The sequence below is a fragment of the Streptomyces sp. NPDC004609 genome (assembly GCF_042873655.1).
Lineage (GTDB): Bacteria > Actinomycetota > Actinomycetes > Streptomycetales > Streptomycetaceae > Streptomyces.
Window position 1 is genome coordinate 1 of record NZ_JBIALS010000019.1, and the last position, 12,012, is coordinate 12,012.

Annotated in this window: 11 protein-coding genes; 8 read left to right on the forward strand and 3 right to left on the reverse strand. The window is 69.6% G+C overall.

The window, feature by feature from the left end; genetic code table 11:
- Positions 1-132: 132 nt before the first annotated feature.
- Positions 133-804, reverse strand: coding sequence for a response regulator (locus tag ACFYT4_RS19630; protein WP_389270118.1), 672 nt, complete (start codon positions 802-804; stop codon positions 133-135).
- 15 nt (positions 805-819) lie between these two features.
- Complete coding sequence (locus ACFYT4_RS19635; RefSeq protein WP_389270120.1) at positions 820-1,698, reverse strand: RecB family exonuclease; 879 nt, start codon at positions 1,696-1,698, stop codon at positions 820-822.
- Positions 1,699-1,829: 131 nt separating this feature from the next.
- Between ACFYT4_RS19635 and ACFYT4_RS19640 the strand changes: the two genes are divergently transcribed.
- From ACFYT4_RS19640 to ACFYT4_RS19650, 3 genes are all read left to right on the forward strand, one after another.
- Entirely contained in the window at positions 1,830-3,089 is a 1,260-nt protein-coding gene (locus ACFYT4_RS19640) for a site-2 protease family protein (protein ID WP_389270122.1), read from the forward strand.
- Positions 3,090-3,674: 585 nt separating this feature from the next.
- Positions 3,675-4,562, forward strand: coding sequence for a tRNA (adenine-N1)-methyltransferase (locus ACFYT4_RS19645; protein WP_389270124.1), 888 nt, complete (start codon positions 3,675-3,677; stop codon positions 4,560-4,562).
- 271 nt (positions 4,563-4,833) lie between these two features.
- Positions 4,834-5,427 (forward strand): hypothetical protein, encoded by a 594-nt coding sequence (locus tag ACFYT4_RS19650; RefSeq protein WP_389270126.1) that lies wholly within the window; start codon positions 4,834-4,836, stop codon positions 5,425-5,427.
- Positions 5,428-5,509: 82 nt separating this feature from the next.
- Here the strand turns inward: ACFYT4_RS19650 and ACFYT4_RS19655 are convergent, their stop codons facing one another.
- On the reverse strand, positions 5,510-5,830 hold the full coding sequence (locus ACFYT4_RS19655; RefSeq protein ID WP_389270129.1) for a ferredoxin: 321 nt from the start codon (positions 5,828-5,830) through the stop codon (positions 5,510-5,512).
- A 266-nt stretch (positions 5,831-6,096) separates the two neighbouring features.
- On the opposite strand from ACFYT4_RS19655, the gene arc reads away from it, so the two are divergent.
- The 5 genes from arc to prcA all read left to right on the forward strand — a co-directional run bounded on the left by arc (position 6,097) and on the right by prcA (position 11,820).
- Positions 6,097-7,863, forward strand: coding sequence for a proteasome ATPase (gene arc, locus ACFYT4_RS19660; RefSeq protein ID WP_389270132.1), 1,767 nt, complete (start codon positions 6,097-6,099; stop codon positions 7,861-7,863).
- Positions 7,864-8,100: 237 nt separating this feature from the next.
- Positions 8,101-9,612: a depupylase/deamidase Dop gene (dop, locus tag ACFYT4_RS19665; RefSeq protein ID WP_389270135.1), complete on the forward strand. Its 1,512-nt coding sequence runs from the start codon at positions 8,101-8,103 to the stop codon at positions 9,610-9,612.
- A 160-nt stretch (positions 9,613-9,772) separates the two neighbouring features.
- The gene (locus tag ACFYT4_RS19670; protein WP_011027899.1) at positions 9,773-9,991 is read left to right on the forward strand and encodes a ubiquitin-like protein Pup; all 219 of its coding nucleotides are present in this window, start codon (positions 9,773-9,775) and stop codon (positions 9,989-9,991) included.
- Positions 9,992-10,159: 168 nt separating this feature from the next.
- Positions 10,160-11,005: a proteasome subunit beta gene (gene prcB, locus ACFYT4_RS19675; protein WP_389270138.1), complete on the forward strand. Its 846-nt coding sequence runs from the start codon at positions 10,160-10,162 to the stop codon at positions 11,003-11,005.
- 35 nt (positions 11,006-11,040) lie between these two features.
- Entirely contained in the window at positions 11,041-11,820 is a 780-nt protein-coding gene (prcA, locus tag ACFYT4_RS19680; RefSeq protein WP_389270141.1) for a proteasome subunit alpha, read from the forward strand.
- The last annotated feature ends 192 nt before the right edge of the window (positions 11,821-12,012 follow it).

A 12,012-nucleotide genomic window follows, 5' to 3' on the forward strand; every position in this document is an offset into this window, starting at 1 on the left:
CCCTCCGGGGCCCCCGATCCGGTACCGGGGGGGGGGGGCGGGGGGGCCGGGGGCCCCCCCCCCCCCCCCCCCCCCCCCCCCCCCCCCCCCCCCCCCCCCGGGGCGCGGTGAAGGGGCGCGGGGTGTGGGCGGCTACTGCGCCCCGGGGCGGACCAGACCGCTCTCGTACGCGTAGACCGCAGCCTGGACACGGTCACGCAGGGACAGCTTGGTCAGCACATGACCCACATGCGTCTTCACGGTCGTCTCGCTGACGAACAGATCCGCGGCGATCTCGGCGTTCGACAGCCCGCGCGCCACCAGCTTCAGCACCTCCACCTCACGCTCGGTCAGCGTGTGCAGAGTGTCCGGAACCGCCTCCTCGCCCGAGGGCAGATGCCCCGCGTACTTGTCGAGGAGCCTGCGGGTGATGCTCGGCGCCAGCATCGCCTCGCCCGCGGCGACCACCCGGATCGCCTGCACCAGCTCATTCGCCGGCGCGTCCTTCAGCAGAAAGCCCGAGGCACCCGCCCGCAGCGCCTCCACCACGTACTCGTCGAGATCGAACGTCGTCAGCACCAGCACCTTCGCCGGGCCGTCCCGGCCGGGGCCGGTGATCTGCCGGGTCGCCTCCACCCCGTCCATCCGGGGCATCCGGATGTCCATCAGCACCACATCGGGCTGAAGCGCCCGCACCTGGTCGAGCGCCTGAAGGCCGTCCCCGGCCTCGCCGACGACCGCGATGTCCTGCTCGGCCTCCAGGATCATCCGGAAGCCGGTGCGCAACAGCGGCTGGTCATCGACCAGCAGGACGCGAATAGCCACAGGAACTCCTCACATTCAGTCCGGACCCATTCTGCCCTGACCGTCCTCGGACGACCCGCGTGGGGAAACACTCAGCGGATACACCGGGGGAGTGCCCCCGAATTCCGGACAGACCGACTGGTGATCGCACCAGCCGCACAGCTTCGTCGGCCGCGGCCGCCAGTCCCCCGACTCGGTCGCGTGCCTGATCGCCTCCCACAGCGCCAGCAGTTTGCGCTCCACCCGCTCCAGATCCTCCTGGACCGGGTCGTACGTCAGCACATCCCCGCTGCCCAGATACACCAGCTGGAGCCGGCGCGGCACCACCCGCTTCAGCCGCCAGATCACCAGCGCGTAGAACTTCATCTGGAACAGCGCGCCCTCGCTGTACTCCGGGCGCGGAGCCTTGCCCGTCTTGTAGTCGACGATCCGCACCTCGCCCGTCGGCGCCACGTCCACCCGGTCGATCACCCCGCGCAGCCGCAGCCCCGAATCCAGCTCGGTCTCGACGGACATCTCCCGCTCGGCCGGCTCCAGACGCGTCGGATCCTCCAGCGAGAACCACCGCTCCACCAGCGCCTCGGCCTCGCCCAGCCAGCGCGTCAGCCGCTCACCGCCCTCGTCCCCGGCGAAAAGATCCCCCAGCTCGGGCCGGGACTCCAGCAGTCTGTCCCACTGGCCCGGAATCAGTGCCTTCGCCCGCGGCGGCGTACGCTCCACCGCCGGGGCGTCGAAAAGCCGCTCCAGGACCGCATGCACCAGCGTCCCGCGGGTAGCCGCCTCACTCGGCCTCTCCGGAAGCCTGTCGATCACGCGGAACCGGTACAGCAGGGGGCACTGCATGAAATCGCTCGCCCGCGAAGGCGAAAGAGACATGGGCGCGGCCCCCGGCGAAGGCTCCTGACTCGTACTCATGACGCAGACCCTACGGCCCGCCACTGACAGCGAGCGCAATACCATCGACCACAGAGGACCGCGCACTGCATGATCGGACGAGAGATGATCGAGGCAGAGACCGATCGGCGGTCTCGCGACGAAGGGACCCCGTGAACGAGGACGACTCGAGGGACGACTCGAGAGGCGAGCGCTCACGCGCGACGTCCGACGCGGAGGGGACACCCCCCAAGGACGGCAAGCGGCAGCGCCCCGACGGCCCCGGCGGAGGCATCCTGATGGGCCGCCCCTTCGGCGTGCCCGTGTACGTCGCCCCCAGCTGGTTCCTCGTCGCCGCGCTGATCACCTGGGTCTTCGGCGGCCAGCTCAACCGGGTCCTCCCCGAGCTCGGCGGGCTCTCCTACCTCGTCTCCCTCTTCTTCGCGGTCGCCTTCTACGCCTCCGTACTCGTCCACGAGCTGGCGCACACCGTCGCCGCGCTCCGCTTCAAGCTCCCGGTGCGCCGGATCCAGCTCCAGTTCTTCGGCGGGGTCTCCGAGATCGAGAAGGAGTCCGAGACACCGGGCCGCGAATTCATCCTGGCCTTCGTCGGCCCGCTGCTCTCACTCGTCCTCGCCGGCGTCTTCTACCTGGGCATGCAGGCCGTCGAGCCCGGAACCGTGCCGGGCGTGCTGCTCGCCGGGCTGATGATCTCCAACCTGATCGTCGCCGTCTTCAATCTGCTGCCCGGTCTGCCGCTGGACGGCGGCCGCATGCTGCGGGCCGTGGTCTGGAAGATCACCGGCAAGCCGATGAGCGGCACCGTCGCCGCCGCCTGGGTCGGCAGGGCGCTCGCCGTCGCCGTCCTGATCGGACTCCCGCTGCTGACGCACACCGGCGCGCTCGGCAACCCCGCGCAGGAGATCGGCGGCATGGAGACCGTCACCGACGCCCTGCTCGCCGCGATCCTTGCCGCGATCATCTGGACCGGGGCCGGAAACAGCCTGCGCATGGCCCGCCTGCGCGAGCACCTCCCCGAACTCCAGGCCCGCACCCTCACGCGCCGCGCGGTCCCCGTCGAGTCCGACACCCCCCTCTCCGAGGCCCTCCGCCGGGCCAACGAGGCCGGCGCCCGTGCCCTCGTCGTCGTCGACGGCCAGGGCAACCCGACCGCCCTGGTCCGTGAGACCGCCATCGTCGGAGTCCCCGAGCACCGCCGCCCCTGGGTCGCGGTCAGCGGCCTCGCCCAGGACCTCACCGACGGCATGCGGGTCCCCGCGGACCTCGCGGGCGAACCGCTGCTGGAGACACTGCGGGCGACACCGGCCACGGAGTACCTGGTGGTGGAGGACACGGGGGAAATCTACGGGGTGCTGTCGGCGGCGGACGTCGAGAAGGCGTTCGTGGCGGCGATGGCGCGACCGGGGGGATGACGGGGCCGGGGGAGGGGGCTTTTTGTGGTTCGGTCTCTCCCGGGCTCTGTTTGGGGGGACCGTCGCCGGGGGCTTTGGTGTGGCTTTGGTGGGGTGGGGGCGCGCGTTGGTGCTGGGTGTGTGGGGCGGGGGGACGTGGTACGGGCGGTGGGGCGGGGGTGGGCCGTGGGCAGGTGGTCTGGACGGGCGGTGGGCTGGGGTTCGGACGAGGTGGGCCGCGGGGCCGCACTCCGGACGGTGAACGACGCGCGCCTTTGTTTTTGTGGTTCCTTTGCCTCCGGGGGCCTTCAGTGTGTGTCGACGGTCGATCGTGCTCGACCGCTCGTTCCTCGCGGCCTCCGCGCGTTCTCTCTTTCGACACCCACGGCCCCCTTCGGCTCACTCACCAGGCATATGGGGTGACTCACTCCCCGGGCGTACTGGGTGAGGGGCTCACCGGGCCCATGGAGGAGGGGACTCACCAGGCTTGCGGGAGAGGGAAGCGGCTTGCTTGCCGGGAGTGCGGGGTGTGGGGAGTGGTTTGCTCGTCGAGGGGCGGGGAGGCTGCTGGTCACGCCGTGGTGGTGGGGCCGGTAGGCTGGTCACATGTCCGAACCGACCGGTGCCGCCCGCCGACGCGGGCCCTTCAAGGTCGGGGACCAGGTCCAGCTCACCGACCCCAAGGGACGCCACTACACGTTCACGCTCGAGGCCGGGAAGAACTTCCACACCCACAAGGGTTCCTTCCCGCACGACGAGCTGATCGGGGCTCCCGAGGGCAGTGTTGTCCGAACCACGGGAAACGTCGCCTACCTCGCGCTGCGCCCCCTGCTCCCCGACTACGTCCTGTCCATGCCCCGCGGCGCCGCCGTGGTCTACCCCAAGGACGCGGGGCAGATCCTGGCCTTCGCCGACATCTTCGCCGGCGCCCGCGTCGTCGAGGCCGGGGTGGGCTCGGGATCGCTCAGCGCCTTCCTGCTGCGGGCCATCGGCGACCACGGCATGCTGCACTCGTACGAGAGGCGCCCGGACTTCGCGGAGATCGCCCAGCAGAACGTGGAACGCTACTTCGGCGGCCCGCACCCCGCCTGGCAGCTCACGGTCGGCGACCTCCAGGACAACCTGTCCGACGCGGACGTCGACCGCGTGATCCTGGACATGCTGGCCCCCTGGGAGTGCCTGGAGGCCGTCTCCAAGGCCCTCGTGCCCGGCGGCATCCTCTGCTGCTACGTGGCCACCACGACCCAGCTCGCGCGGACCGTGGAGTCCATCCGTGAGATCGGCTGCTTCGCCGAGCCGCAGCCCTGGGAATCGATGATCCGCAACTGGCACGTCGAAGGACTGGCCGTCCGCCCGGACCACCGGATGATCGGCCACACCGGCTTCCTCGTCACCGCGCGCCGGCTGGCCGACGGTGTGGAACCGCCGATGCGCCGCCGCAGGCCCGCCAAGGGCGCGTACGGCGAGGACTACGAGGGGCCCAACAAGTCCTGACACACGGCCCCCACGAGGGGTGGTGGCCCGGGACGGCGGCGCTCTCACGGGGGCTGACGCCGGGACAAGGCCAGGGCGCCGGCGTGGAGTTTCCGTTCGCAATCGGGAACTTCGTGGCGGCGCCTTCGTGTTGGGCGACCGGAAGGCCGTGGCCGTACCGTCAACGCACCCGTGCCCCGCTGTTCCGCCCGCCTGTGACGTATGGCACGATGCAAACCTCCCTCCCGCCGCCGACCCCGCGCCGGCTTCGCAGCCACAGGAGACTTTCCGCGTGCAGACCTCCGCAGTCCCGGACCTCGCGCACACCCAGACCCGTCCCGTGCACTGGCTCGCGACCGCAGCGGCGATGGCCGCGGTCGTCGCCGTGGCGGGGCTTCTGCAGCCCGAGGACGCCACCGCGAGCCAGTCCCCCTCGGACAGGGCGCCCGAGCCCGGGCGGACGGCCGCGGCGGCCCCCGCACCCGATCCGGCCGAGGTGGAGCTGCCGCTGGAGTGCGGCGGGGCGCCGGGCCGGGTCACCCGGAAGGCCACCGGCGACCTCGACGGCGACGGCGGCCCCGAGACGGTGGTCGTCGCCCGCTGCGACGCGGGTTCCGGCACTCCGCCGAGCGGGATCTACGTGCTGGCCGGGTCCCGGGACGCGGGCCCCCGGGTCGTCGCCACCCTGCTCGCGCCCGCCGACAAGGCCAGCGTGGGGGATCTCGCGCTGAGTGACGGGGTGATCACGGCGACGCTGCTCGGCTACTCCTCGCCGAACGTGCCCTCGTGCTGCCCCGACCGGCAGGAGCGGGTCAAGTGGCAGTGGCGGGGCGGCAAGTTCGTCCGTACCTCCGAGGGGGCCGGGAGTCAGGCCCTCGGCGTATGACACAACACACCCCGCGGTACTGGTCGGATGATCTGCTGAATCGGAGCCGGGCGGCGGACGCGGGCGGAGAGTGACGCCGCCTTCACTCGGCGTCGGGGCCGTAGATCTCCACCCTGTCCGAAACGCGACGCACATGGATGCAGTCGCCCGGGCACTCCTTCGCGGAGTCCACCACGTCCCTGAGGAGCGGAAGCGGCACCGGGGTCGTGGCCCCCGGGTCCTGCAGCAGTTCGTCCTCCGCGCTCTTGACATACGCCAGGCCGTCGATGTCCAGCTCGAACACGTCCGGGGCGTACTGCGCACAGATTCCGTCCCCCGTGCAGAGGTCCTGGTCGATCCAGACCTCCAGCTCCTCGGTGCCGTCGGCGGCACTCCGGGGCGGAACCTCGTGCTGCACGGTCATCTCTCCTGCCGTTTCCCGCGCGGGGTGCGCGCGTCCGGTGAGCCGACGTGAAGCAAGTCGTGCCAGCCCTGACGGGTGTTGAACACTTCGACGATACAACCGCCCGCTTTCGGATGTTGCTGGGTGGGTATTCCCCTGGCGTGAGGGAGAGCGCAAGGGTGAAGATCGGACACACCCCCACGGTCTTTGTGATCTAGGGGTTTCAATCACCACCCACCCAGGTAGGGTCAGGAAGCGTCCAGCTCCCCTTGGAGGAGGTGAGGACCGTGGCAGCCCACGACGACGACATCAACCGCGGCATCCGGCCGGGGCGGGGGTCTGAAGACCCTGCCGGCCAGGTTGCCTATCTCGAGCAGGAAATCGCCGTCCTGCGCCGCAAGCTCGCCGACTCTCCGCGACACACGAGGATTCTCGAAGAGCGGATCGTCGAGCTGCAGACAAACCTGGCCGGCGTGTCCGCGCAGAACGAGCGGCTCGCGAATACGCTCCGTGAGGCCCGCGACCAGATCGTGGCCCTCAAGGAGGAGGTCGACCGGCTCGCGCAGCCGCCGGCCGGCTTCGGTGTCTTCCTGCAGGCCAATGAGGACGGCACCTGCGACATCTTCACCGGGGGCCGCAAGCTCCGGGTGAATGTCAGCCCCAGCGTCGAGCTCGACGAGCTCAGGCGCGGCCAGGAGGTCATGCTCAACGAAGCGCTCAATGTGGTCGAGGCCATGGAGTTCGAGCGCGCCGGGGACATCGTCACCCTCAAGGAGATCCTGGAGGACGGCGAGCGGGCCCTGGTGGTCGGGCACACCGACGAGGAGCGGGTGGTACGGCTCGCCGAGCCGCTGCTGGACATCACCATCCGCCCCGGCGACGCCCTGCTGCTGGAGCCCCGCTCCGGGTACGTCTACGAGGTCGTGCCCAAGAGCGAGGTCGAGGAACTGGTCCTCGAAGAGGTCCCCGACGTCGACTACGACAAGATCGGCGGCCTCGGCGGGCAGATCGAAATGATCCGCGACGCCGTCGAGCTCCCGTACCTCTACCCCGACCTCTTCAAGGAGCACGAACTGCGGCCGCCGAAGGGCATCCTGCTCTACGGCCCGCCCGGCTGCGGCAAGACGCTGATCGCCAAGGCGGTCGCCAACTCCCTTGCCAAGAAGGTCGCCGAAGTGACCGGGCAGCCCGCGGGGAAGAGCTACTTCCTCAATATCAAGGGCCCGGAGCTGCTCAACAAGTACGTCGGCGAGACCGAGCGGCACATCCGTCTGGTCTTCCAGCGTGCCCGTGAAAAGGCCAGCGAGGGCACTCCCGTCATCGTCTTCTTCGACGAGATGGAATCCCTCTTCCGCACCCGCGGCTCGGGCGTCAGCTCGGACGTGGAGAACACCATCGTCCCGCAGCTCCTCGCCGAGATCGACGGTGTGGAGGGCCTGGAGAACGTGATCGTGATCGGCGCCTCGAACCGCGAGGACATGATCGATCCCGCGATCCTGCGCCCCGGCCGGCTCGATGTGAAGATCAAGATCGAGCGCCCGGACGCGGAGGCCGCGAGGGACATCTTCGCGAAGTATCTGACGCCTTCGCTGCCGCTGCACGCCGACGACCTCTCCGAGCACAACGGCTCCAAGGCCGCGGCGGCCCACGCGATGATCCAGTCCGTGGTCGAGCAGATGTACGCGGAGTCCGAGGAGAACCGCTTCCTGGAGGTCACGTACGCCAACGGTGACAAGGAAGTCCTCTACTTCAAGGACTTCAACTCCGGAGCGATGATCCAGAACATCGTCGACCGGGCCAAGAAGATGGCGATCAAGGCCTTCCTGGACCACAACCAGAAGGGTCTGAGGGTCGCCCACCTCCTCCAGGCTTGTGTGGACGAGTTCAAGGAGAACGAGGACCTGCCCAACACCACCAACCCGGACGACTGGGCCCGGATCTCCGGCAAGAAGGGCGAACGGATCGTCTTCATCCGTACCCTCGTCACCGGAAAGCAGGGCGCGGACACCGGCCGCTCCATCGACACGGTGGCGAACACCGGACAGTACCTGTAGATCGCACACCGGCTGCGGACGCCCGGTCCGGGCGTCCGCAGCCGGTGTCTTTCCCCACACGCAGAGCCACCCCGCAGCAATGACGAAATTGATCTCCCCACCAGCGCAGAGGCGTTCTAGGCTCGTCGGTACCGCCGAGTCGCGCAGTGCGGGGACGGGCACCGCACACGCACCGGAGCAACAGCGGTACTTGAGCGCCGTTCCCGAACGGGAACGCCGCCGGGCAAGGAGGGCCGCATGACCGTACGGCGAGTAATGGGCATCGAGACGGAGTACGGCATCTCCGTCCCGGGGCACCCGAACGCCAATGCCATGCTCACCTCGTCCCAGATCGTCAACGCCTACGCGGCGGCGATGCACCGGGCGCGGCGAGCCCGCTGGGACTTCGAGGAGGAGAACCCGCTGCGGGACGCGCGGGGCTTCGACCTCGCCCGCGAGGCAGCCGACTCCAGCCAGCTCACGGACGAGGACATCGGCCTCGCGAATGTGATCCTCACCAATGGCGCCCGGCTCTACGTCGACCACGCGCACCCCGAGTACAGCTCGCCCGAGGTCACCAATCCGCGCGACGCCGTCCTGTGGGACAAGGCCGGGGAGCGGATCATGGCCGAGGCCGCGGAGCGCGCCGCCCAGCTCCCCGGCGCACAACCCATCCACCTGTACAAGAACAACACCGACAACAAGGGCGCGTCCTACGGCACCCACGAGAACTATCTGATGAAGCGGGAGACCCCCTTCTCGGACATCGTGCGCCATCTGACGCCGTTCTTCGTGTGCCGCCAGGTCGTCACCGGCGCGGGACGGGTCGGAATCGGCCAGGACGGCCACGAGCACGGCTTCCAGATCAGCCAGCGGGCCGACTATTTCGAGGTCGAGGTCGGTCTGGAGACCACGCTGAAGCGCCCCATCATCAACACCCGCGACGAGCCCCACTCCGACGCCGAGAAGTACCGCCGCCTCCATGTGATCATCGGAGACGCGAATCTGTCGGAGATCTCGACCTATCTCAAGCTGGGCACCACCGCCCTGGTGCTGTCGATGATCGAGGACGGTTTCATCGCCGTCGATCTCGCGGTCGACCAGCCGGTGCGCACCCTGCACCAGGTCTCCCACGACCCGGGGCTCCAGCGGCTGATCACTCTGCGCAGCGGCCGGACACTCACCGCGGTCCAGCTCCAGATGGAGTACTTCGAGCTGGCCAGGAAATACGTCGAGGAACGCTTCGGCGCGGACGCCGACGAGCAGACCAAGGACGTCCTGGTCCGCTGGGAGGACACGCTCAACCGTCTTGAGAACGATCCGATGAGCCTGTCGGGCGAACTGGACTGGATCGCGAAGAAGGAGCTGATGGAGGGCTACCGCAGGCGGGACGGCCTCGACTGGGACGCGGCCCGGCTCCATCTGGTGGACCTCCAGTACGCGGACGTACGGCCCGACAAGGGCCTGTACAACCGTCTGGCGGCCCGAGGGAAGATGAAGCGGCTCCTGGACGAGCAGGACGTCGCGCGGGCCGGGACGAAGCCTCCGGAGGACACCCGGGCCTATTTCCGGGGCCGCTGTCTGGAGCAGTACGCGGACGACGTGGCCGCGGCCTCCTGGGACTCGGTGATCTTCGATCTCCCGGGCCGTGACTCCCTCCAGCGGGTCCCCACCCTGGAGCCGCTGCGGGGCACGCGCAACCATGTCAAGGAGCTCCTGGACCGCTGCCGTACCGCGGAAGACCTGGTCCGGGTGCTGTCCGGAGGCTAAAAGGCTCCCGTCCGGGAATCATCTCCGGGAATCATGAAGGTGGTCCCCGGACGTTGAGTGAAGTGCGGGGCCGATGTCGGACGCTCCTTGTAGTGTCTGGGTAGCGTCTGATCTTGACCGGACGAACTCACGTCAGGGCAAACCGAGCGGGGTGAGGGACATGGCGACCAAGGACACCGGCGGCGGACAGCAGAAGGCCACGCGTTCCACGGAGGAGGTCGAGGAGCAGGCGCAGGACGCGCAGGCCTCGGAGGATCTCAAGGAGCGCCAGGAGAAGCTGTCCGACGACGTGGACTCCGTACTCGACGAAATCGACGACGTGCTTGAGGAGAACGCCGAGGACTTCGTGCGTTCCTTCGTGCAAAAGGGCGGAGAGTAGCTCCCCCGGACCGCAGGGGGACACCCCCTGTCCGTCCGTTCCGGTGCGCCGGCGAGAGCCGCGCACCGGGGCGGGCGACCGGTCACGGCGCGGGTAAGGTCCGTGCACAGTTCGTAAGATCGGCCCGCGCCCGACACGGCGGGCCGCCGCCTATCCGGAAGGAAACTCGTGGAAGCCAACACTCGTGGCACCGGGCGTCTGCCAGCAGCCTTCCTGACGCCTGGCTCCTCCTCCTTCATGGACTTCCTCGGCGACCACTCCCCGGACCTGCTGCCCGGGAAGCGGGTGCTGCCGCCGGTGCAGGGGGCCTTCGAGGCCCCGCACGGCACCACGATCGTGGCGGTGACGTTCCCCGGGGGCGTGGTGCTCGCCGGTGACCGCCGCGCCACGATGGGGAACATGATCGCGCAGCGGGACATGGAGAAGGTGTTCCCGGCCGATGAGTACTCGGCGGTGGGCATCGCGGGCAGCGCGGGCCTCGCCGTGGAGATGGTCAAGCTGTTCCAGCTGGAGCTGGAGCACTTCGAGAAGGTCGAGGGTGCCCAGCTCTCCCTGGAGGGCAAGGCGAACCGGCTGTCGACCATGATCCGCGGCAATCTCGGCATGGCCATGCAGGGCCTGGCCGTGGTGCCCCTCTTCGCGGGGTTCGACGTCGACCGCGGCACCGGCCGCATCTTCTCGTACGACGTGACCGGCGGCCGCTCCGAGGAGCAGGGGTACGCGGGCACCGGATCCGGCTCGATCTTCGCCCGCGGGGCCATGAAGAAGCTCTACCACGAGGATCTGACCGAGGAGCAGGCCATCACGCTGGTGGTCCAGGCGCTGTACGACGCGGCGGACGACGACTCGGCGACCGGCGGGCCCGACATCGCCCGCAGGATCTACCCGCTCGTCACCGTGATCACCGAGGACGGTTTCCGCCGGCTCGCCGACGAGGAGTCCTCCGCGGTCGCCCGCTCGATCGTGGACCGCCGTCTCGAACAGCCCGACGGCCCGCGCGCCGCGCTCCTCTGATGTACTCGCCACTGACAGAAAGGGACGGATAGCCGGTGACGACGCCGTTCTATGTCTCGCCCGCCCAGGCCATGCAGGACCGGGCGGAATTCGCCCGGAAGGGCATCGCCCGCGGCCGCAGCCTTGTTGTGCTCCAGTACGCCGACGGCATTGTCTTCGTCGGTGAGAACCCGTCCCGTGCCCTGCACAAATTCAGCGAGATCTACGACCGCATCGCGTTCGCCGCGGCCGGAAAGTACAACGAGTACGAAAATCTCCGGATCGGCGGAGTGCGTTATGCCGATCTGCGCGGCTATACGTATCACCGCGAGGACGTGACCGCCCGCGGTCTGGCCAATGTGTACGCCCAGACGCTCGGCACCATTTTCTCCAGCCAGGCCGAGAAGCCGTACGAGGTGGAACTGGTGGTCGCCGAGGTCGGCGCGACCCCGGACGGCGACCAGATCTACCGGCTGCCGCACGACGGATCGATTGTGGACGAGCACGGCTCGGTCGCGGTCGGCGGCAACGCGGAGCAGCTCAGTACCTTCCTCGACCAGCGGCATCGCGACGGGATGTCGCTCGCGGAGGCGCTGAAGCTGGCCGTGGAGGCCCTGTCGAACCAGCCGAACGGCAATGACCGGGAGATCCCCGCGGAGCGGCTGGAGGTGGCGGTCCTGGACCGTACGCGACCCCAGCAGCGGAAGTTCAAGCGGATCGTGGGCCGGCAGCTCGCCAGGCTGCTGGAGGCGGACGGGGCGGCCTCGGCGCCGACGGACGCGCCGTCGGACACCGTGGAGGAGAGCGGGGAGGGCGAGGAGGGCGGCGAGCAGTAGCCCATCGGCCCATCGCCCGGGTTCAACGGCGATCCGCGGTGCTGAACGGTATTCAACGGTTGTGGGGGGGGGGGGGGGGGGGGGGGGGGGGGGGGGGGCGCGGGGGGCGCGGGGGGGGGGGCCGCCGCGGGGGGGCCGGGGGCCCCCGGCGCGCGGGCCGCGAGCCGCGCGGCCCGCCACGCGGCGCGCCGC

Coding starts and splice junctions, on each gene's coding strand:
- ACFYT4_RS19635 (WP_389270120.1), bottom strand. CDS start 1,698: ATGAGTACGAGTCAGGAGCCTTCGCCGGGGGCCGCGCCCATGTCTCTT.
- ACFYT4_RS19645 (WP_389270124.1), top strand. CDS start 3,675: ATGTCCGAACCGACCGGTGCCGCCCGCCGACGCGGGCCCTTCAAGGTC.
- ACFYT4_RS19670 (WP_011027899.1), top strand. CDS start 9,773: ATGGCGACCAAGGACACCGGCGGCGGACAGCAGAAGGCCACGCGTTCC.
- ACFYT4_RS19655 (WP_389270129.1), bottom strand. CDS start 5,830: ATGACCGTGCAGCACGAGGTTCCGCCCCGGAGTGCCGCCGACGGCACC.
- dop (WP_389270135.1), top strand. CDS start 8,101: ATGACCGTACGGCGAGTAATGGGCATCGAGACGGAGTACGGCATCTCC.